Genomic DNA, 21,790 nt, shown 5'->3' with positions numbered 1-21,790 from the left:
CGCGTGAGCCGGCCGAGCGCGACGCCCCGGCGCCGCAAGTTTCGGTCGTCAGCATCATGTCTCCGCGGCGTCCAGCCGGTGCACCTCGATGCGGACCCGACCCTCGTCGAGGCGCGGGGTGAGGAGGCCGACGTGCACCCCCGTGCGCAGTCGGACGGGGCCGTCCGCACCCACGTCGAAGTGCGGCGTGGTGAGGATGGGTGCCGGGTCGTCGGGCGCGTGCACCGCGGTGTTCGTCACGGAGACCACCGCCCCGTCGTCGAGCCGGATCTCGTACCGCGCCCAGAGCTCCGTCGAGCCGTCCGGGTGCTGCAGGTTCCAGTCGGCACCGCCGGGCAGCACCGCGCCCCGGAGCCCACCGGTGACCGTGCCGCCCACCACCGGGATGACGCGGCGGTGCCCGGTCGGGGTCACGCCGACGTCCACGACGGGGCCCAGCAGCGCGTCGATCGTGAACAGGTGGGTGCCGCTCAGGCGCACGGGTCGCCTCCGAGCACGCGCCGCAGGAAGTCGGCCATGCGCTGCCACGCCGCCGCGGCCTGGTCCTCCGGGCCCACGTGCGTGAACGCGTGGCCGCTGCCGGGGTGGACGGCGTGCTCGGTGTCGACGCCGGCGGCGCGCAGCCGGTCCGCGAAGCGGTCACCGTCGGCGCGCAGCAGGTCGTGCTCCGCCGTGAGGACGAGCGTCGGCGGCAGGACCGACAGGTCGCGCGCGCGCACCGGCGAGGCGAGCTCGTCGGCCCCGGCCGCCGGGGACGGCAGGTACCAGGCGTTGAACCGCGCCCCGATCTGCGCGAGCTCCACCGCCTCGGGCGCGGCCCCGGCCGCCAGCTTCCCCGCCGGCGCGGTGGCCAGGTCGAGCGGTGCGTAGTCGACGACCAGCCCGCGCGGCCCGGGCTGCCCGCGACGCGCGGCGAGCAGGCACGCCGCCGCGGCCAGGTTCCCGCCCGCGCTGTGGCCGCCGACGGCGAGCCGGGTCCCGTCCGCACCGAACACGGACGCTCCGGCGCCCAGCCACGCGAGCAGGTCCGTCACCTGGTGCACGGCGGCCGGGAACGGGTGCTCCGGGGCCAGCAGGTAGTCGACGTTGACGACCGTGCACCCCGCCGTGTCGGCGAGGTGGCGGCAGTACGGGTCGTCGCCCTCCCAGTCCCCCAGCACGAAGCCCCCGCCGTGCAGGTTCACGAACACCCCCGGCCGGTCGGGCCCGCCGGACGGGCGGTACACCATGAGCTCGCGGACCGGCGCGTCCCCCGGGAGCGGCACGCGCTCGTACGTGCCGCGCGGCAGGTGGTCGAGCGCGCGCGGCGCCTGCTCGGCATGCCGCCGGGCACCCGCGCGGAAGGTCTCGATGCCGTCGGGCGGGGCCGCCGCCCCGGCGTCCGACGTCGCTGCTCGCTCGTGCACGGTCTCGGCCTCTCGTGGTCCTGGTCGGGTGGTCCCGCCGCGGCGCAGGGGGTCTGCCCCGCGGTGCCGACGGCGCGGCGCGGCGTTCCCTACATCGGTGTAGAGCACGCCAGGCAGTCACCCTGGTCGTGGCCGGCGACCGTGTCAACGACGGCGCGGCGTGCTCTCCCGCTCGACGACGCGCATGCCCGCCAGGTACATCACCGGCGCGTCGCGGTCACCGCCACGCTCGCGACCCTCGTCCACGCGGCGGCGGACGATCTCGACGGCCACCTCCGCGATCTCCCGACGCCCCGGGTCGACGGTGGTCAGCGCGGGGACCGAGTAGCGGGCGTCCTCGATGTCGTCGAAGCCGACGACCGCCACGTCCTGCGGGATCGACCGGCCCCGCACCTGGAGCTCGAACATCGCCCCGATCGCGAGCGCGTCGTTGAACGCCACGACGCCGTCCACGTCCGGGCACGCGTCGAGCACCGCCGCCATCGCCCGCGCGCCGTTCTCCCGGTGCCACGCGTCGTCGGCCCAGCCGAGCAGGCGCGTGTCCACCTCGATGCCGCGCGCCTCGAGCGCCTGGCGGTAGCCGGCGTACCGCAGCCGCGCCGACCCGGCCGTCTCCGCGTGGAGCATGCCGAGGACCGCGATGCGGCGCCGGCCGACGTCGAGGAGCAGGTCCGTCGCCGCGCGGGCGCCGTCGATGTTGCGCATCGTCACGTGGTCGACGCTCGGCGAGAACATCTGCTCGCCCAGCAGCACGAGCGGGTAGTCGAGGGCGTCGAGCAGGTGCGCGTCGTCCTGGACGAGGGCCGCCGGGCTGAAGATGAGGCCGTCCATCAGCCCGCGCCGCGGCTCGCGGAGCGCGGCGAGCTCGCCCTCGCGCGTGAACCCGGTCGGCTCGATCAGCACGTGCAGGCCGTGCCGGCGCGCCGCGGCGAGGATCTCGTCGGCGAGCTCGCCGAAGTACGGCTGCCCGAGCTCGGGGACGGCCAGCCCGATGACGCCGCTGCGCCCCGAACGGAAGATGCGCGCCGTCACGTTGATCTCGTAGCCGAGCTCGTCGACGGCGGCCAGGACCCGGTCGCGGGTCGTGTCCCGGATGTAGGGGTACCCGCTGAGCACGTTCGAGACGGTCTTCACCGAGACGCCGGCACGCCGCGCGACGTCCGCCATCGTGGTGGCCACCGCCGCCTCCTCACCTCGTCGCACCGGCCCCGCCGACGCGCCTCGCGCCACGGCCGCGACGTGAGCGGTCGCAATCTACCGTCCCCCGCCACGGGCCCGCCGGACGGTGCAGGGCCGACCGCACGCACCGCGGCCGCTCAGGAGGCCGCAGGCCGGAACCCCGGCGGGCCGGGCGCGTCGATGTCGTAGTGCACGCCGAGCATGCGGATCACGAAGCACACGACCGCGCCGCCCACGGCGGCGGGCAGCTCGGGGACGCCGAGGCCTTCCGCCGCGACCAGGACCGTCGCCCCGGCCAGTGCGGGGATCGCGTACAGCCCGCTGGTCAGCACCGCCGGGATCCGGCCGATGAGGACGTCGCGCAGCGTGCCGCCCCCCACCGCGGTGATCGCGCCCAGCAGCACCGCCTGGGCGGACCCCGCACCGAGCTCGAGTCCCTTGAGCGCACCGCTCACCGCGAAGAGGCTCAGGCCGGCGGCGTCGAGCACGACGATCGGCATCGCCCACCGGTCCAGCCCGCGGCCGAAGAGGAAGGCCACCAGACCCCCGGACGCCGCCACCGCCAGGTACCGCCAGTCGTCGAAGGTGGCGGGGGGCAACGCGTGCAGCATGACGTCGCGGATCACCCCGCCGCCGAGCGCGGTGAGCATGCCCAGGGTGACGACGCCGACGATGTCGAGGCGCACGACCTTGATCGCCGTCAGGGCACCGCTCAGCGCGAAGGCGAACGTCCCCGTCAGGTCGAGGACCAGGAAGATCCCGGAGGTCGTGTCCACGACGCCTGTCTACCCGAGACCCGCCGTGTTCGTCCGCTCCCCCGGCACCCGCCTCAGAGCGCGGCGAGCTCCCGCTCGAGGTCGTCGAGCCCGAGCGAGCCGAGGCCCAGCGCCGCGGTGTGCCACGCGCGCAGGTCGAACGTCTCCCCCGCTGCCTCCCGCCGGTCGCGCGCCGCCTGCCGGCCGGCGAGCCAGGCCCGCTCGCCGAGCTTGTAGCTGATGGCCTGCCCGGGCCAGCCGAGGTAGCGCTCGATCTCGCTGTGCACGAACGCGGCCGGCGACCCGCTGCGCCCGGCGAAGAACGCCTCGGCACGGTCGGCCGTCCACCGCTCGCCGCCGTGCGTGGCGTGCTCCGCGGGGACCTCCAGACCCAGGTGCATGCCGATGTCGATGACGACGCGGACCGCGCGCATCCGCTGCCCGTCGAGGTACCCGAGGCGCGCACCGGGTGCCCGCAGGTACCCGAGCTCGTCCATGAGGCGCTCGGCGTAGAGCGCCCACCCCTCGGTCGTCGCCGGGATGGAGCCGACCGACGTCTGGAAGACCGACAGGTCACCGGCGCGGTACGCCCACTGGCCCAGCTGGAGGTGGTGACCGGGGACGCCCTCGTGGTACCAGGTGCTGATGAGGTCCCAGGTCGGGAAGCGGTCCCGGCCGAGCGTCGGGAGCCACGTCCGGCCCGGGCGCGAGAAGTCGAGGGACGGGCGCGTGTAGTACGGCGCCGCCGCCGCGCCGGGCGGGGCGATCATCGCCTCCACGCGACGCACCGGCTCCGCCACGTCGACGACCGTCCCGTCGAGCTCGGCGATGGCGTCGTCCATCATCCGCTGCAACCACGCGCGGACCTCCTCGACGCCCTCCACCGCCTCGCCGTGCTCGTCGAGGTGCGCGAGCGCCTGCTGGGCCGACGCCCCGGGCCGGACGCGGTCGGCCTCGGCCACCATCTCGGCGTCGATGCGGGCCAGCTCCTCGCGGCCCCACGCGTAGGCCTCGTCGAGGTCGAGATCGGCCCCGGTGTGCAGGCGCGCCGCGAGCCGGTAGCGCTCGCGCCCGACGGCGTCCGGCACGTCGCCGACCGCGGGCAGGTACCGCTCGGCGATCCAGGCCCGCAGCCGCTCGACCCCGTCGGCGGCGGCCACGGCGGCGCCGTCGAGCCGCCCGCGCAGCGCGTCGCCGACACCGGCCGCCTCCGCACCCGTCACGAAGCCCGCGTGCCAGCCGCGCCCGTCGCCCGCCGCGAGCCAGTCGCCGAGCTGCCCGACGACGGCCTCGGCCTGACGCGGCGCGCTGCGCACGCCCCGGCGCAGGCCCTCCTCGAGCGACGCGCGGAAGCCGTCGGCCGCCGCCGGGACCTGCGCCATGCGGTCCGCGACCACGTCCCAGTCGTGCGCCGTCGCGGTGGGCATCATCAGGAAGACGGACTGCAGCGCGTGCACGGGCGACGCCAGCGGCCGCAGCGCGGCCAGGTGCTCGCCCGCCTCGTGCACCGCGAGCTGCGCCTCGAGCCGTTCGCGCAGCAGGGTGGCGCAGCGCCGGTCGTCGTCGTCGAGCACCTGGGACGCGTCGAGCTCGACGAGCACCCGGCGCGACGCCGCCGCCTTCTCCTCGGCGCCCGCGGGTGAGAGGTCGGGCATGCGCCGGTCGTCCGGCCGCGTCCCGAGCGCCGTGCCGACCGTGGGGTCGAGGTCGGCGAGGGTCTCGACCCAGCGGTCGGCGACCTGACGTGCGGTGGGGGCGGACGGGGACGGCGGGGAGGTGACCATCGCAGCACGTTAGCCCGCGCCCGCCCCGCGCTCCCTGCCGGCTCCGGGACGCAACTGCGCGGCGGCGTCGACGAGGCGCAGGCACGGCACCGCGAGCACCTCGCCCACCACCGCACGGGCCGGCGGGTGCGCCGGCAGGTGCGCGGCAGTGACCAAGTGCACAGGCCTCGGGCCGCCTCCCGTGGGGCCACCGGCGGTGCGCCGCGCCTAGCCTGGTAGCGCCCCCGCCCGACCCGAAGAGCCGCCCCCGGGACGCCGAGGCGCTGTGCGTCGCTCGGCCCTCCCGCCGGGGCCTAGGAGTGACATGGCAGACGACGACAAGATCCTCACGACGCGCCAGGGCCACCCGGTCCAGAACAACCAGAACCAGCGCACCGTCGGCAGCCGCGGACCCGCGACGCTGGAGAACTACCACTTCCTCGAGAAGATCAGCCACTTCGACCGCGAGCGCATCCCGGAGCGTGTGGTCCACGCCCGCGGGTTCGTCGCCTACGGCGAGTTCGAGGCGACCGGCAAGATCGGCGACGAGCCGGCGTCGCGCTACACCCGCGCGAAGCTGTTCGCCGAGCCCGGCAAGAAGACCGAGGTCGCCATCCGGTTCTCCACGGTGATCGGCGGCCGGGACTCCTCCGAGGTCGCCCGCGACCCGCGCGGGTTCGCCGTGAAGTTCTACACGGAGGACGGCAACTGGGACGTCGTCGGCAACAACCTCGCGGTCTTCTTCATCCGCGACGCGATCAAGTTCCCCGACGTCATCCACTCGCTGAAGCCGGACCCGGTCACGTTCCGCCAGGAGCCGAACCGCATCTTCGACTTCATGAGCCAGACGCCCGAGTCGATGCACATGCTGACGCACCTGTTCAGCCCGCGTGGCATCCCGGCGACGTACCGGCACATGGAGGGCTTCGGCGTCAACACCTACAAGATGGTGAACGCCGCGGGCGAGACCGTGCTGGTGAAGTTCCACTGGCACCCCCGCCAGGGTGTGGCCTCGCTGACCGACGAGGAGGCCGCGAAGGTCCAGGGGCAGGACCTCGGCTCGGCGTCGAGGGACCTGTACGGGGCGATCGAGCGCGGCGACTTCCCGCAGTGGGACATGTACGTGCAGATCATGTCGGACGACGAGCACCCCGAGCTGGACTGGGACCCGCTGGACGACACGAAGATCTGGCCCGAGGACCAGTTCCCGCTGCGGCACATGGGCGTCATGACGCTGAACCGCAACGTCAAGGACCACCACAACGAGAACGAGCAGATCGCCATGGGCACCGGCGTGATCGTCGACGGCCTGGACTTCTCGGACGACAAGATGCTGGTCGGGCGCACGTTCAGCTACTCGGACACCCAGCGGTACCGCGTGGGCCCGAACTACCTGCAGCTGCCGGTCAACCAGCCGCGCGGCCGCGACGGCGCCGTCCACACGAACCAGCGTGGTGGGCAGATGTCCTACGGCGTGGACCTGCACCCGTCGCAGAACCCGCACGTGAACTACGAGCCGTCGGTCCACGGCGGCCTGCACGAGGCGGAGCGCCAGCCGAACCAGCCGCCGGAGATCCACGGGCACCTCGTCCAGGCGCCGCTCGAGCGCACGAACGACTACGCGCAGGCGCGCGCCCGCTTCGAGACGATGAACGACTGGGAGCGCGACGAGCTCGTCAAGACGCTCGGCGGCCTCCTGGCCGACTGCGAGCGCGACGTGCAGGAGCGCATGCTCTGGCACCTGTTCATGGTCCACGACGACTACGGCCGCCGTGTCGGCGAGGTCCTGGGCATGACCGCGGCGGACGTCCGGCACCTCGAGCCGCTGGCGACGCAGCGCCTCACCGACGCCGAGCGCACGCGCCTGGCGAACCTCGGTGCGAACGGCGACGGCATCGACTCGCGCCGCTGGGGCACGTGGACCAGCTCCGTGGTCAACCACAAGGTGACGGCTGAGGACGTGCTGTCCGGCACGCTCGGCCGGCTGCCGTACACCGACCCGCGGGAGTCGGCGGCGAGCTGACGCCCACCCCGGGGCACGTCCCGGGCGCCGGTCCGCACCCCGTCCGGGGTGCGGACCGGTGGTCCGGTCCCCCTAGGCGGGTTCCCCCGCCGTGGCCGCGGTGCCCGGCTCGAACCGGTACCCCATCCCCGCCTCGGTGAGCAGGTGCCTCGGCGCCGCGGGGTCCTGCTCGAGCTTCTTGCGCAGCTGCGCGATGTACAGCCGCAGGTACCCGGTGTCGCTGACGTGCTGGGAGCCCCAGATGTCGGTGAGCAGCGTCTGCCGGGTCACCAGCCTGCCGGGGTGGCGCAGCAGGAGCTCGAGCACCTTCCACTCCGTCGGCGTCAGGCGGACGTGCGTCTGCTGGCCGGGCGCCCCGCGCGTCACGCTGCGGGCCGAGAGGTCGACCGTCGCGTCGCCGAACGTGACGACGGGGTCGGCGTCCTCGTGCGCGATGCGCCGGGTGAGCGCCCGGATCCGGGCCAGGAGCTCCTCGATGGAGAAGGGCTTGGTCACGTAGTCGTCGGCGCCGGCGTCGAGCGCGGCGACCTTGTCGGACGCGCCGGTGCGTCCGGAGACGACGAGGATCGGCGCGTCGGACCAGCCGCGCACGGCGTGGATCACGTCGATGCCGTCCAGCTCGGGCATGCCGAGGTCGAGCATGAACAGGTCCGGGCGCTGGTCGATCGCGCGCGCGATCGCCTGGGCCCCCGAGGTGGCGGTGACGATCTCGTAGCGCTGTGCCGTGAGCGTGATGCGCAGGGCCCGCAGGATCTGCGGGTCGTCGTCGGCGATGAGGATCCTCACCCCGCCACCTCCGACGCGGCGTCCGCCACGGCAGCAGGTCCGGACGCCACCGCGGGGAGCGAGACGACCATCGTGAGACCGCCGCCCGGTGTGTCCTCGGGCGTGAGGCGCCCGCCCATGCCCTCGACGAAGCCCTTGGACAGCGCGAGCCCCAGCCCGAGGCCGGTGGTGTTGTCGGTGTCGCCGAGGCGCTGGAACGGCACGAAGACGTCCTCCCGTCGTTCCGTCGGGATCCCGGGACCGTGGTCGACGACCCGGATCTCCACGCTCGCGCCGAGCGCGCTGGTCGTCAGGCGCACGCGTGTGCCCGGCGGCGCGTGCCGGTGGGCGTTGGCGAGCAGGTTGACGACGACGCGCTCGAGGAGCACCGGGTCGGCCAGCACCGCGGGCACGTCCAGGTCCAGGTCCAGCTCGACGCGGTCGGGGCCGAGGGCGAGCTCGTCGAGCGCCGGCAGGATCGCGTCGACCGCCTCGACCGGTGTGCGCGCCACCGCGAGCACGCCCGCCTCGAGCCGGCTCACGTCGAGCAGGTCGGTCAGCAGCCCGGCCAGGGAGGTCAGGCTCTCGTCGGCCGTCCGCAGCAGCTCGCTGCGGTCCTCGGCGGAGAGCCCGTCGTGCCCGGCGGTCGACCGCAGCCCGCTGACCGCGGCCGTCGCGGCCGTGAGCGGACGGCGCAGGTCGTGGCTGAGGGCGGACAGCAGCGCGCTGCGGACCCGGTCGAGGGCCGCGAGCTGGTCGACCTCGCTCGCGACCTGCGCGAGGTCCGTGTGCTCGAGCGCCGCCTCCAGCTGCGCGGCGATGACCTGCAGCAGGCGCCGCTCGGAGGCGGGCAGGTCGGGTCCGAAGAGCTCGAGCCGGGCGTCGTCGCCCACGGCGATCGTGGTCGACGGCGCACCGCCGGTGTCGCCGTGCGCGGCGAGCACGTCACCGGCGGCGACCAGGCGGGCACCGTCCGTGCCGAAGGCGCGGTACGCGGTGTCGACCAGGGCCTGCACGGCGTCCTGACCCCGCATCACGCTGCCCGCCACGGTCGCGAGCACCTCGGACTCGGCGGCCGAGCGGCGCGCCGCGCGCGTGGTGCGCGCGGCGCGGTCGACCACGAAGCTCACGAGGCACGCGATCACGACGTAGAGGACGAGGGCGAGCAGGTGGAAGGGCTCGGCGACGGTGACCGTGTGGAACGGCTCGATGAAGAAGAAGTCGATGGTGAGGCCGGACAGCACGGCGGCGTACACGGCCGGCCACACACCGCCGACGAGGGCGACGACCACGACCAGCAGCTGGTAGGCCAGGACGTCGCTGATGATCGTCTCCTCGCCGCGGGACGCGACGAGGAGCCAGGTCAGGAGGGGGCCGACCACGAGCGCGAGCAGGAAGCCGACCACCTGGCGCCGGACGGTCAGCGCGCCGCCGACGGGAGGCAGGGCGAACCCGCCACCGGCCGCGGAGTGGTTGACGATGTGCACGTCGATGTTGCCGGCCTCGCGCGTCACCGTCGCACCGATGCCGGGGCCGCTCAGCGCCGCGGCCAGGCGCCCCCGGCGGGAGACGCCGATCACGAGCTGCGTCGCGTTGACGCCGCGCGCGAAGTCGACGAGCGCACGCGGGACGTCGTCCCCGACGACCTGGTGGAACGTGCCGCCGAGCTGCTCCACGAGCGCACGCTGGCGGGCGAGCGCACCGGGGGTCGCCCCGCGCAGCCCGTCCTGGCTCGCGACGTGCAGCGCGAGCAGCTGCCCGCCCGCGGACCTGGCCGCGATCCGGGCGCCGCGGCGGATGAGGGTCTCCCCCTCGGGGCCGCCGGTCAGCGTCACCACGACGCGCTCCCGGGCCTCCCACGTGCTGTCGATGCCGTGCTCGGTCCGGTAGAGCCGCAGCGCGGCGTCGACCTCGTCGGCGAGCCACAGCAGCGCGAGCTCGCGCAGCGCGGTGAGGTTGCCCAGGCGGAAGTAGTTCGACAGCGCCGCGTCGATGCGCTCGGCGGGGTAGACGTAGCCGCCGGAGAGGCGGTCGCGCAGCGCCTGCGGGGCCAGGTCGACGACCTCGATCTGGTCCGCGGCGCGCAGCACCCCGTCGGGGATCGTCTCGCGCTGGACCACACCGGTGATCTTCTCCACGACGTCGTTCAACGACTCGATGTGCTGGATGTTGACCGTCGAGACCACGTCGATGCCGGCGTCCAGCAGGGCGTCCACGTCCTGCCACCGCTTCTCGTGCTCGAGGCCCGGCGCGTTGCTGTGCGCGAGCTCGTCGACCAGCGCGAGGTCAGGACGACGCAGGAGCACCGCGGGCAGGTCGAGGTCCGTGAGCGTGACGCCTCGGTGCTCGACGGTCCGGCGCGGCACGACCTCGAGCCCGTCGAGCAGGGCGGCCGTCGCGGCGCGGCCGTGGGTCTCCACGACCGCGACCACGACGTCCTTGCCCTCGTCGCGCAGGCGCCGGCCCTCCTCGAGCATGGCGTAGGTCTTCCCCACGCCCGGTGCCGCGCCGAGGAGCACGCGGAGCCGGCCGCGACCCATGGTCACCTCTGCATCTGGTCGAGGGCGATGTTGAGCTCGAGCACGTGGACGACGGGCTCACCGAGGAAGCCGAGGGCCCGGGCCTCAGTGTGCCGCGCGACGAGCGCCTCGACGTCACCGGCGCTCATCCCGCGCGCGTCGGCGACGCGCTCGACCTGGAGGGCCGCGTACGCGGGGCTGACGTGCGGGTCGAGACCCGAGGCCGACGCCGTCACCGCGTCCGCCGGGACGTCGTCGACGTCGACGCCCTCGAGCTGGGCGACCTGGTCGCGCCGCTCCTCGATCGCGGCGACGAGGTCCTCGTTCTCGGGCCCGAGGTTCGAGCCCGACGACGCGCCCCCGTCGTACCCGTCGCCGGCGGCGGAGGGCCGGGGCTGGAAGTACTCGGGCAGCGGGGCACCGTCAGCGTCGGTGAAGGGCTGGCCGATCAGCGCGGAGCCGACGACCTGCCCGTCGCCGTCCCGGACGAGCGAGCCGTCGGCCTGCGCGGGGAGCACGAGCTGCCCGATGCCGGTGACGAGCAGGGTGTACCCCACCCCGAGGACGAGGGTGAACAGGATCATGGCGCGGGTGGCGACCCACAGGACGCGTCCGGTGCTGCGTGTGCTGGTGCTCATGGTGCGATGTCTCCTTGCCGACTGGTCGGTACCGGGGCCTGGCGTCAGTACCCGGGGATGAGGCGCACGACCAGGTCGATGAGCCAGATGCCGACGAACGGCGCGACGATCCCGCCGACGCCGTAGATCAGCAGGTTGCGGCCGAGGGTCGCGGACGCGTCGAGCGGCCGGTACCGCACGCCGCGCAGCGCGAGCGGGATGAGCAGGACGATGATGATCGCGTTGAAGACGATCGCCGACAGGACGGCGGACGACGGCGAGCTCAGGCCCATGACGTTGAGGGCGCCGAGCCCGGGGAACACGCCCATGAACATGGCCGGGATGATGGCGAAGTACTTGGCGATGTCGTTCGCGATCGAGAACGTCGTCAGCGCGCCGCGGGTGATGAGCAGCTGCTTGCCGATGCGCACCACGTCGATGAGCTTGGTGGGGTCCGAGTCGAGGTCGACCATGTTCCCCGCCTCCTTGGCGGCGGAGGTGCCGGAGTTCATGGCGACGCCGACGTCGGCCTGCGCGAGCGCCGGCGCGTCGTTCGTGCCGTCACCGGTCATCGCGACGAGGTTGCCGCCCTCCTGCTCCTTGCGGATCAGGGCGAGCTTCTGCTCCGGCGTCGCCTCGGCGAGGAAGTCGTCGACCCCCGCCTCGGCGGCGATCGCCTTGGCGGTGAGCGGGTTGTCACCCGTGATCATGACCGTGCGGATGCCCATGGAGCGCAGCTCGGCGAACCGCTCGGCGAGGCCCTCCTTGACGACGTCCTTGAGGTGGACGACGCCGAGCACGCGGCCCGGTGCCCCGGGGGTCTTCGCGGCGACGACGAGCGGCGTGCCGCCCGACGCGGCGACGTGCTCGACGGCGTCCTCGACCTGCGCGACCACGCTGCTCGGCAGCCGGCCGTCCTCCTCGAGCCACGCCGTCACCGCCGAGCCGGCACCCTTGCGGAGCTGCGTGCCGTCCGGTTCGTCGATCCCGGACATCCGGGTCTGGGCGGTGAAGGGCACGACCGTCCCGGGTGCGCTGGTGCCGGGGTCGACGCCGAGGGTGCGGGCGAGCTCGACGATCGAGCTGCCCTCCGGTGTCGGGTCGGCCAGCGAGGCGACGGCGGCGGCGCGCACGAGCTCGTGCTGCGGGACGTCGTCCACCGGCAGGAACTGCGTCGCGCGGCGGTTGCCGTAGGTGATCGTGCCGGTCTTGTCGAGCAGGAGGGTGGTCACGTCGCCGGCGGCCTCCACCGCGCGGCCCGACATGGCCAGCACGTTGCGCTGCACCAGGCGGTCCATGCCGGCGATGCCGATCGCCGACAGCAGCGCCCCGATGGTCGTCGGGATCAGGCAGACCAGCAGCGCCACGAGGACCGTCACGCTGACGGGGCTCGCCGCGTAGGACGCGATCGGGTTCAGGGTCAGCGCGACCACCACGAACACGATCGACAGCGATGCCAGCAGGATGCTCAGCGCGATCTCGTTCGGCGTCTTCTGCCGGCTGGCGCCCTCGACGAGGCTGATCATGCGGTCGACGAACGTCTCCCCCGGCTTCGACGTGATGCGCACGACGACGCGGTCGGAGAGCACGCGCGTGCCACCGGTCACGGCGGACCGGTCACCCCCGGACTCGCGGATCACGGGAGCGGACTCGCCCGTGATGGCGGACTCGTCGACCGACGCGATGCCCCACACGATCTCGCCGTCCCCGGGGACGAGCTCCCCGGCGGTGACGACGACGACGTCCCCGAGCCGCAGGTCGGCGGACGACACCTCGTCCGTGCGCGCGCCGGTCGCACCGGGGTCGGTGTCCGCGTCGTACGCGCCGACCCGGTGCGCGGCCGTCGCCGTCCGGGTCGCGCGCAGGGAGTCCGCCTGGGCCTTGCCGCGGCCCTCGGCGACGGACTCGGCGAGGTTGGCGAACAGGACGGTCAGCCACAGGAACGCCGCGATGACGGCCGTGAACGATGCGGGGACCTCGGTGCCGCCGGACGTGCCGGGGCCGCCCAGGAAGGGCTCGGCGACGGCGAGCACCGTGGTGAGGGCGGCGCCGACCCAGACGAGGAACATGACGGGGTTGCGCCACATGCGGCGCGGGTCGAGCTTGCGGAACGCACCGGGGAACGCCTGGCGCACCTGCGTCCACGAGAACGCGCCGCTCGGCGTCGCGGACGGGGTGGGCCGCGCCGTGACGGGCGGGGTCGTGGGTGTCTCGGTCAGAGTGGACATGGTCAGATCAGCCCTTCCGCCAGGGGACCCAGCGCGAGAACGGGGAAGTAGGTCAGCGCGGTCAGCACGAGGACGACGCCGGTGAGGAGCCCGACGAACTGCGGGCGGTGGGTCGGCAGCGTGCCGGCCGTGGCCGGGACCTTGTCCTGCTGCGCGAGGGAGCCGGCCAGCGCCAGCACGAGCGCGACGGGCACGAACCGCCCCAGCAGGATCGCGACGCCGAGCGCCGTGTTCAGCCAGGGCGTGTTCGCCGTGAGGCCCGCGAAGGCCGACCCGTTGTTGTTGGCGGCGGACGTGAACGCGTAGAGCACCTCGGACAGGCCGTGGACGCCGGGGTTCCAGATCGACGTCGACTCGACGCTCCCCCGCAGGGCCGGGACGGCGAAGCTCAGGGCCGTGCCCGCGAGGACCAACGTCGGCGTGACGAGGATGTACAGGCTCGCGAGCTTGATCTCGCGCGGGCCGATCTTCTTGCCCAGGTACTCGGGTGTGCGTCCCACCAGCAGGCCGGCGACGAACACGGCGATGACGGCCAGGACGAGCATCCCGTAGAGGCCGGACCCGACGCCGCCGGGCGCGACCTCCCCCAGCATCATGTTGAGCATGGGCAGCAGGCCGCCCAGCGCGGTGTACGAGTCGTGCATCGAGTTGACCGCACCGGTGGACGTGCCCGTGCTGGTCGTCGCGAAGAGCGTCGACCCGACGATCCCGAACCGCGCCTCCTTGCCCTCCAGGGCGGCACCGGCGAGCTGCGGCGCCGTGCCGCGGCCGGCGGACTCCAGCGCCGTGAGCGCCGCGAAGGACGCGACGAACAGCGTGCCCATCGTCGCGAGGATCGCGTACCCCTGCCGGTCGTCCCCGACCATGCGGCCGAACGTGCGCGGCAGCGCGAACGGGATGACGAGCATGAGCACGATCTCGAGGACGTTGGTCCACGCCGTCGGGTTCTCGAACGGGTGCGCCGAGTTGGCGTTGAAGAAGCCGCCGCCGTTCGTGCCGAGCAGCTTGATGGCCTCCTGCGACGCGACCGGACCACCGGGGATGCTCTGCGCACCACCGGCGAGGGTCGTCACGTCGGTGAAGCCCGCGAAGTTCTGCACGACGCCACCGGCCAGCAGGACGAGCGCCGCGAGCACCGAGACGGGCAGCAGGATGCGCACGGTGCCGCGCAGCAGGTCGACCCAGAAGTTGCCGATGGTGCCGGACCGGCGGGAGGCGAACCCGCGGACCAGCGCGACGGCCACGGCCATGCCGACCGCGGCGGAGGCGAAGTTCTGCACCGCGAGCCCGGCGAGCTGGACCGTGTAGCCCACGGTGAGCTCGGGCGAGTACGACTGCCAGTTCGTGTTCCCCACGAACGACGCGGCGGTGTTGAACGACAGGTGCTCCGAGGGCGCGCCGAGGCCCAGCGAGTACGGCAGCCACTGCTGCGTGCGCTGCAGGAGGTAGACCAGCAGCAGGCCCACGAGCGAGAACGCGAGCACGCTGCGCAGGTAGACCGGCCAGGTCTGCTCCGAGCGCGGGTCCACGCCGAGCAGGCGGTAGACGCCCCGCTCGACCTTCCAGTCCGCGTTCGTCGTGTAGACGTGCGCCATGTAGTCACCGAGCGGCCGGTGGAGCGCCGCGAGGACCACCACGACGACCCCCAGGCTCAGGGCCGCGTAGAGCGCCGTCATCAGAACCGCTCCGGCTTCACGAGTGCGACCACGAGGTAGACGACCGCGGCGACGGCGAGCGCGGCCGCGACGAGCTCGACGACGATCACAGCCTCTCCACCGCCTTCCCGATCCCTGCGACGATCACGAACAGGGCGATGACGCCCAGCACGTAGACGATGTCGAGCACGTTGTGCTTCTCCGCTCCGCGGTGGACGGACCCGTGGGTCCGAGCGCCCTGCTCGGGCGCCGTCGACGATCGAACCCCCTGGTGAGCGGCCTGCAGCCCGTCCTCACGGAATCCATACGGCGTGCGCGCGGTCGCTTACGGACGCCATACGGGCCGGTGCGCCGACGGTGGAGCTCCTGCGCGCCGGGCGTCCCGGTGGCGTCCGAGACGTCTCAGTCGCCACCGGGATCTGCCGCAGCCCCGGACCACGTCGTCACGGTGCGCGGGTGGACCGGACCCGGTGCGGGGCGCCGCGGACGGTGCGGACGGTGATCGTGGCCGCGACGGCGTGCGCGTCGGCCGGCGCCGCACGTCGTCCCGGTGTTCGGCGCCCCGCTGCCGGCGTTCCTCGCGGTCGACGTGGTGCTCGCTGCCCGGGCGCGGCGGCGCGTGGCCGCCGCCGTCCGAGGAGACGGCGGCGGGCGCGCGTCAGGCGGTCGCGCCCAGCAGACGGACCCGCAGCAGCTCCGGCGTCGCGAGCCCGTCCCGCCCGTGCACCGCGACGGCCACCTGCCCGTGCGCGTCGCGCGCCTCGGGGGTCACGGCGAAGTCCTCGTGCAGGACGCCGTCCTGCACGAGCGCCGCCTGGGGCCGCGCCACGGCCCCGCCGATGCGGACCTCGTGGGCGCGCGGCTCCGCGGGGTCGGGCTCGACCCAGGTGAGGCGCAGGACCGACGCCGCCGCGTCCGGGTCGCGCAGCGTGTACGCGAACCAGCCGGTGGCGCTGCGCGAGTGCGTCGCCCCGGTGGCGTGGGCGCGCGTGTGCTCGCCGGCGAACCCGTGGTCGGACTCGGGCTGCTGCTCCCCGGCGACGACCTCGTCGAGGACGACGGCCTCGGGCGCCTCGGCGGCGTCGAGCGCCGCGAGCTCGGCGCGACGCGCGTCCGCGTCCGTGCCGACCGGCCAGTAGACGGTGTACCGCGCGTCGTGGACGTCGGTGAACGGCTCCAGGTGCACGGTCGCCGGCGCGTCGGAGCCCGCGGTCCGGACGGTGAGGCCGACCGTCAGCGGGTCGCGTCGCAGGAGGACGGCGGCGTCGACGGGGTCGCCCTGGGCGACGACGACCGGCGTGTCCGCGAGCGGGCGCACCGCACCGGCGGCGACGTGACCCATCCGCTCCTCGCCGGCGAGGAGGCCGTCCAGCGCGTCGTGCCCGTCGCGGTGCGCGAGCACGACCGGGCCCCACCGGTAGGCGACCCACGGGGAGCCGTCGGGCAGCGGCTCGGCGACGAGGCCGGTGGTGAAGCGCACCGTCACGGTGGCCTCCCCCGACCACGTCCGGCGCACCACGAGGTACCCGTCGTCCTCGGTGGCGTCCGCGGGCTCGCCGTCGACCTCGACCTCCATCGCGTCGGCCCAGCCCGGGCGCCGCAACCGGAGCCCGAGGTCCACCGGCGCCGCCGCCCGCACGTGCACGACGGCCGTGTCGGACCGGCGCAGGTCCGCCTCGACCCGCACCGACAGCCCGCGCTCCGCCCAGTCGAGCGCGGCACCGAGGTAGAGGTTCACCGCGAGGTCCCCGTCGACGCGCGAGTACACGAGCCGGCCGTACGTCGCGTGGTTCTCCATCCCCGACCCGACGCAGCACCACATCGACGTCGCCGGCTGGGAGTAGACGCGGTAGTGCCCCGGCCGCAGCGGCGTGAAGTACACGAACCCGCCGCGCTCCGGGTGCTCGGACGAGAGCACGTGGTTGAGGGTCGCGCGCTCGTAGTAGTCGAGCAGCGCGGCGTCGCCGGTGGCCTCGAAGCGCAGCGCGGTCAGCTTCAGCATGTTGTACGTGTTGCACGTCTCCGGGCCCTGACGCTCGGTGACCATGGCCGTGAAGTCGTCCGCGCGGTGGAAGTGCTCCCGGACGCTGTTGCCGCCGATCGCCACCGTCCGGCCCTGGGTGACCGTCCGCCAGAACGTGTCCGCGGCGTCGGCGTAACCGGTCTCGCCCGTGAGCGCCGCGAGCCGCGCGTACCCGACGACCTTCGCGATCTGCGTGTTCGCGTGCAGGCCGTCGAGCTCGTCGCGACCGTCCACGAGCGGCTCCAGCAGCCGGCGGTGCGCGAACCGCTGCGCCTCGGCGAGGAGGTCGGCGCGACCGGTGGCCTCCGCGAGCGCCGCGAACGCGTCGGCCATGCCGCCGAACTCGGTGTGCAGCATCTCCTCGAACGCGTCGTCCGGCATGGCCCGGCTCACCGACAGCCACCAGTCGGCCCACCGCGTCGCGAGGGCCAGGGCACGGCCGGAGCCGGCGTACGTCGCCGCGTCGAGCAGGCCGGCGACGGTCTTGTGGAGGTTGTACAGCGGGACCCAGCGCCCGTTGAGGCTGAAGGTGTCCGCGTCGACGACACCGGCCGCGAGCTCCGCCCCGAGCCGCGCCCCCCCGGGCACGCCGCCCAGGTACCCGGTGCCGAGCGCCTCCTGACAGCGCCCGAGGACGTCGAGCACGTGCTCGAGCCGCTGCCGCAGCCGCTCGTCGCCGGTGGCCGCCCACAGCTGGGCGCAGGCGGAGAGGTAGTGGCCGCCGATGTGGCCACCCATGCCGTCGCCCTCCCAGTTGCCGTAGCCGGGCGCGGGCGCGGGGAGCCCCGCCTCCGTCAGGTACGGCGCGCACAGCCGGTCGGGGTCGAGCGTCAGCACGTAGCGGACGTCGGCGTCCTGGGCGTCCTTGCAGGGCCCGGGCAGGAGCCGGACGTCCGCGAGCGGGAAGGTGCGCACCCGCGCCGTGCGCCGGCCGGGGGCGGGCGGGACCGCGCCCGCCGCGGACGCGGGGTCGCGCGGCACGTCGAGCTGCTGCATGGGGTGATCCTCCGGGGAGTGGTCGCGGGCGGACGGCGACGGACGTGGGACGGCGCCGCGCTGCGTGGCGGGCCGTGCCGGGACATGGGGGCGACGGTAGCGACGGCGCGCCGCACGCGGCGGTCAGGCCGCCGGGACGCGCCCCACCAGGTGGGTCAGGGCGCCGTCGCGGGCGAAGACGGGGATCGTGGCCAGGGGCGCGGCGACGTCGACCCAGCGGCCGCCCTCGTGCACCTCGCCCGTCACGAGCGACGTCCACGTGGCACCCGCGGGCAGCCAGACCGCCCGGGACGTGGCGCCCGCCTCCAGCACCGGGGCGACCAGCAGGGACGGCCCGTACAGGTACTCGTCCGCGACGTCCCACGCGTGCCGGTCGTCCGGGAACTCGTGCGCGAGCCCGCGCATGACCGGCTGTCCGTCGGTGTGCGCGGCGGCCATGAGGTCGCGGGTGTAGTCCCGCAGCTCCTCGCGCAGGTGGACGTAGCGCTCGAGGACGTCGTACACGGGCTCCCCGAACGACCACAGCTCGTTGCCGGCGCCGGTCGGGTTGCGCTCGGAGCCGTCCGCCGCCCGCACGGGGCTCGCCGGGGCCCGGTCGCCGTGCAGGCGCATGACCGGCAGGAACGTGCCGACCTGGAACCAGCGGACCAGCAGCTCGTGGAACGCGGGGTCGTCGGTGCGGCCGCCGCCGAACCCGCCGATGTCGGTCGTGAACCACGGGATGCCGGCGGCGCCCATGTGCACGCCGGCCACGACCTGGCGGCGCAGGGTCGGGAAGTCGGAGTGGATGTCGCCCGACCACACCAGGGCGCCGTACCGCTGCGACCCCGCCCACGCGCAGCGCACGAGGTTCACGACGTCGGTCTCGCCGTCGGCGGTCTGGCCCTCCCAGAACGCGCGCGAGAACGCCTGCGGGTACAGGTTCCCGACCTCGAGCGCCTGGCCCGCGTGGTACCGGTACGCGTCGAGGTCGTAGACCCCGAACTCCGGCTCCGCCTCGTCGAGCCAGAACAGCCGGATCCCGTGGCGCGCGTAGCCCTCCCGGCACCGGTCCCACAGGTATGCGCGCGCGGCCGGGTTGGTCACGTCCACGAACCTGCTCGGGCCGCCGAACCACATCTGCACGTCGATGCCGCGGTTGGTGCGGGCCAGGAGGTTGCGCCGGGCCATCTCGGCGAAGTTCTCCGACTCCAGCGAGACCTGCGGCCACACCGAGACCATCAGCTCGACGTCGAGCTCGCGCAGCTCGGCGACCATCGCCGCCGGGTCCGGCCAGAACTCGTCCTCGAACCGGAAGTCCCCCATGTGCGGCCAGTGGAAGAAGTCGGCGACGATCACGTCCAGCGGCAGGCCGCGGCGCACGTGCTCGCGCGCGACGGTCAGCAGCTCCTCCTGGCTGGAGTAGCGCAGCTTGCACTGCCAGAACCCCAGCCCGTGCTCGGGCATCATCGGCGCGTGCCCGGTGGCCTCCGCGTAGCGGCTGCTGATCGCGGCCGGCGTCTCGCCCGCCGTCACCCAGTAGTCGAGCTGGCGGCAGCTCTCCGCCGTCCACTCGGTGCGGTTGGCCGCGAAGGTCGCGCGGCCGACCGCGGGGTTGTGCCAGAGGAACCCGTAGCCCGCGCTGGACCGGACGAACGGCACGCTCGCCTGGGAGTTGCGGTGCGCCAGCTCGAGCGTGCAGCCCTTGAGGTCGACCAGGTCCTGCTGGTACTGCCCCATCCCCGCCAGGTGCTCGCCGTCCGGTGACTGCAGCGCGAGCCCGGCCCGCACGCCACCGCCGGGCAGCGGCCGGTACGTGCGCGCCCGCACCTTGAGCGCCCCGCCGGAGGGCACCTCGGAGAAGAGCGGCCGGCCGTCGGCGTCCTCGAACGCGAGCCGGCAGTCGTGCACGACGGCACCGGTCTGCCAGTCCTTCCCGCTCGTCGCGGTGGCGACCACGCGGATGCGGCCGTTGGTCAGCGTGGCGGTCGCGCCGTCGACGGCGAGCGTCGCGCCGACGTGCGCCTCGGGGTCCGGCACGAGCAGCGCCCAGTCGGCGTCGACGACGTCGCCGAGCGCCGAGCGGACGCGCACGCTGTCGCGCCCCCAGGGCTCGACGACGAGGGTCTCGCCGTCGCCGCGCCAGACGAGGGTGGCGGCGTGCACGTCGAACGGGTGGGTCACGGTTCTGCGTCCTTCCCACGCGCGGGCGGTCCGGCGCGGTGGTTGATGAGTGAGGTCGTCGGGCGGGGCGGCGGGGCCGCGCCTCAGGCGGGGACGGGCGCCGCGCCGACGAGGGCGGGGTCGGCTGCACGCGCCGGCACAGGTGCCGGTGCCGGGAGCAGCCCGCTCCCCCACAGCGTGGCGAAGGACAGCCAGGCGGGCAGCGCGAGGCCGAACACCGGCACCAGACCGGGCACGACGTAGTAGACGGACAGCACCACCCCGACCACCACGGCGTTCGCCAGCGCCTGCCAGGGCCGTGCGACGACGAGCACCGCGGCGCGGCGCAGCAGCCGGACGGGCCCCTCGGCGAAGTGCGACGCGAGCACCGGCAGCGCGGCCGTCATGACGAACGCGACCACGGTCAGCAGCGTGAGCAGGCCCGCCAGCACCGGGCCGGCGAGCCCGAGGTCGACGACCCCGAGCACCCGCCGGTCGAGCAGGAGCACCGCCCACAGGGCGCCGACGGTGTACCCGAGCACGTTCGCGGGGACGAGCTCCGCGTGCCAGGCGGCACGGAACTCGGCCCGGACGGCGCGGTGGCCGCGGTCGCCGACGCCGTGCACCGCGTCGCGCCGGACCACGGCGTGCACGGCCGCCGAGGCCGGGAACACGCCGAGCACCACCCCGCCGCGCAGCGTCCACGCGATCCACAGCAGGTGCAGCACGAGCAGACGGACCCCGAGCTCGCCGGCGCGCGCGTGCCAGCCGACCAGGCGTCCCATCAGCCCTTCACCGACCCGACCATGACGCCCTTCTCGAAGTACTTCTGGATGAAGGGGTAGACCAGCAGCACGGGGAGCGTGGAGACGATGATGACGCCGTACTTGATCTGGTCAGCGAACTGCTGCGCGTAGGCCCCGCCGCCCGAGCCGCCGGCTCCCCCTGCGCCGCCGGCGAACGCCTGGTTGGACAGCAGGATGTCGCGCAGGACGATCTGCAGCGGCTGCTTGTCGTAGTCCCGGACGAAGATCAGGCCGGTGAAGAAGTCGTTCCAGTGCTGCACCAGGTAGTACAGGCCGATCACCGCGATGATGGCCTTGGACAGGGGCAGCGCCATGGACACGAAGAACCTCAGGTACCCCACGCCGTCGAGCGTCGCGGCCTCGAACAGCTCCTCGGGCAGCGAGTTCTCGAAGAAGGCCCGGGCGATGATGAGGTTGTAGACGTTCAGCGCCGACGGGATGACGAACACCAGCCAGTTGTCCAGCAGGTTCAGGTCCCGGTACAGCAGGTACGTGGGGATCAGGCCGCCGCTGAAGAACATCGTGAACGCGAAGAAGAGCATCAGCGGCCTGCGGGGCGCGAACTCCCGGCGCGAGAGGGCGTACGCCGCCGGCAGCGTCACCACCAGGTTCACGGCGGTGCCGACCACCGTGTACAGCAGCGTGTTCCTGTACCCGGTCCAGATGCGCTCGTCGGCGAGGATCTGCTCGTAACCGAAGGTGCTGAAGCCCTGCGGGAACAGCCACACCTTTCCGGTGGCGACCATCGTCGGGTCGCTCACCGACGCGATGGTCACGAAGTAGATCGGGTAGATCGTCGCGAACAGGATCAGCACGACCACCGTGCCGAGGGCGATCGAGAACAGCAGGTCGCCCGGTGTCCTGCGACGCAGGGACATGGTCCTCATGGTCGTCCTCCCGGTTGTCCGCACGG

16 protein-coding genes are annotated in these 21,790 nt (G+C 74.0%); 1 reads left to right on the top strand and 15 read right to left on the bottom strand.

Annotation, left to right across the window (positions count from 1 at the left end; all coding sequences use genetic code 11):
• Positions 1 to 54 precede the first annotated feature (54 nt).
• From E5225_RS08270 to E5225_RS08250, 5 genes are all read right to left on the bottom strand, one after another.
• Positions 55 to 480 carry a DUF3237 family protein gene (locus E5225_RS08270; protein ID WP_135971827.1) on the bottom strand — a complete coding sequence of 142 codons (426 nt, stop codon included), beginning with the start codon at positions 478 to 480 and terminating at the stop codon, positions 55 to 57.
• Positions 471 to 1,406: an alpha/beta hydrolase gene (locus E5225_RS08265; protein WP_135971826.1), complete on the bottom strand. Its 936-nt coding sequence runs from the start codon at positions 1,404 to 1,406 to the stop codon at positions 471 to 473. The genes E5225_RS08270 and E5225_RS08265 overlap by 10 nt, the downstream gene beginning before the upstream one ends.
• Before the next feature lie 144 nt (positions 1,407 to 1,550).
• Entirely contained in the window at positions 1,551 to 2,585 is a 1,035-nt protein-coding gene (locus E5225_RS08260; RefSeq protein WP_243738008.1) for a LacI family DNA-binding transcriptional regulator, read from the bottom strand.
• Positions 2,586 to 2,722: 137 nt separating this feature from the next.
• Positions 2,723 to 3,361 (bottom strand): trimeric intracellular cation channel family protein, encoded by a 639-nt coding sequence (locus E5225_RS08255; protein WP_135971825.1) that lies wholly within the window; start codon positions 3,359 to 3,361, stop codon positions 2,723 to 2,725.
• Positions 3,362 to 3,414: 53 nt separating this feature from the next.
• Complete coding sequence (locus E5225_RS08250; protein ID WP_135971824.1) at positions 3,415 to 5,124, bottom strand: DUF885 domain-containing protein; 1,710 nt, start codon at positions 5,122 to 5,124, stop codon at positions 3,415 to 3,417.
• A gap of 304 nt (positions 5,125 to 5,428) precedes the next feature.
• Here E5225_RS08250 and E5225_RS08245 point away from each other — a divergent pair, with 304 nt between their 5' ends.
• A complete protein-coding gene (locus E5225_RS08245; RefSeq protein WP_135971823.1) occupies positions 5,429 to 7,126 on the top strand; it encodes a catalase in 1,698 nt (565 codons plus the stop codon).
• Positions 7,127 to 7,198: 72 nt separating this feature from the next.
• On the opposite strand, the gene E5225_RS08240 is transcribed toward E5225_RS08245, so the two are convergent.
• The 10 genes from E5225_RS08240 to E5225_RS08195 form a co-directional block, all read right to left on the bottom strand.
• Positions 7,199 to 7,912 (bottom strand): response regulator, encoded by a 714-nt coding sequence (locus E5225_RS08240; protein WP_135971822.1) that lies wholly within the window; start codon positions 7,910 to 7,912, stop codon positions 7,199 to 7,201.
• Entirely contained in the window at positions 7,909 to 10,431 is a 2,523-nt protein-coding gene (locus E5225_RS08235; protein ID WP_135971848.1) for a DUF4118 domain-containing protein, read from the bottom strand. Before E5225_RS08235 ends, E5225_RS08240 begins: the two co-directional genes overlap by 4 nt.
• A gap of 2 nt (positions 10,432 to 10,433) precedes the next feature.
• On the bottom strand, positions 10,434 to 11,048 hold the full coding sequence (gene kdpC, locus E5225_RS08230; protein WP_135971821.1) for a K(+)-transporting ATPase subunit C: 615 nt from the start codon (positions 11,046 to 11,048) through the stop codon (positions 10,434 to 10,436).
• A 44-nt stretch (positions 11,049 to 11,092) separates the two neighbouring features.
• Positions 11,093 to 13,255 carry a potassium-transporting ATPase subunit KdpB gene (gene kdpB, locus E5225_RS08225; RefSeq protein WP_135971820.1) on the bottom strand — a complete coding sequence of 721 codons (2,163 nt, stop codon included), beginning with the start codon at positions 13,253 to 13,255 and terminating at the stop codon, positions 11,093 to 11,095.
• A gap of 2 nt (positions 13,256 to 13,257) precedes the next feature.
• Positions 13,258 to 14,931 (bottom strand): potassium-transporting ATPase subunit KdpA, encoded by a 1,674-nt coding sequence (gene kdpA, locus E5225_RS08220; protein WP_135971819.1) that lies wholly within the window; start codon positions 14,929 to 14,931, stop codon positions 13,258 to 13,260.
• Positions 14,931 to 15,020, bottom strand: coding sequence for a potassium-transporting ATPase subunit F (locus E5225_RS08215; protein WP_135971818.1), 90 nt, complete (start codon positions 15,018 to 15,020; stop codon positions 14,931 to 14,933). The genes kdpA and E5225_RS08215 overlap by 1 nt, the downstream gene beginning before the upstream one ends.
• Positions 15,021 to 15,568: 548 nt before the next feature.
• Complete coding sequence (locus E5225_RS08210; RefSeq protein WP_243738007.1) at positions 15,569 to 17,929, bottom strand: beta-L-arabinofuranosidase domain-containing protein; 2,361 nt, start codon at positions 17,927 to 17,929, stop codon at positions 15,569 to 15,571.
• 123 nt (positions 17,930 to 18,052) lie between these two features.
• Complete coding sequence (locus E5225_RS08205) at positions 18,053 to 20,092, bottom strand: glycoside hydrolase family 31 protein (RefSeq protein ID WP_208012426.1); 2,040 nt, start codon at positions 20,090 to 20,092, stop codon at positions 18,053 to 18,055.
• 83 nt (positions 20,093 to 20,175) lie between these two features.
• Complete coding sequence (locus E5225_RS08200; RefSeq protein ID WP_135971817.1) at positions 20,176 to 20,856, bottom strand: YesL family protein; 681 nt, start codon at positions 20,854 to 20,856, stop codon at positions 20,176 to 20,178.
• Complete coding sequence (locus E5225_RS08195) at positions 20,856 to 21,764, bottom strand: carbohydrate ABC transporter permease (protein WP_135971816.1); 909 nt, start codon at positions 21,762 to 21,764, stop codon at positions 20,856 to 20,858. The genes E5225_RS08200 and E5225_RS08195 overlap by 1 nt, the downstream gene beginning before the upstream one ends.
• Between the last annotated feature and the right edge of the window lie 26 nt (positions 21,765 to 21,790).

Source organism: Cellulomonas shaoxiangyii (assembly GCF_004798685.1).
Classification (GTDB): Bacteria; Actinomycetota; Actinomycetes; order Actinomycetales; family Cellulomonadaceae; genus Cellulomonas; species Cellulomonas shaoxiangyii.
This window is presented reverse-complemented; position numbering and strand designations above follow the sequence as displayed.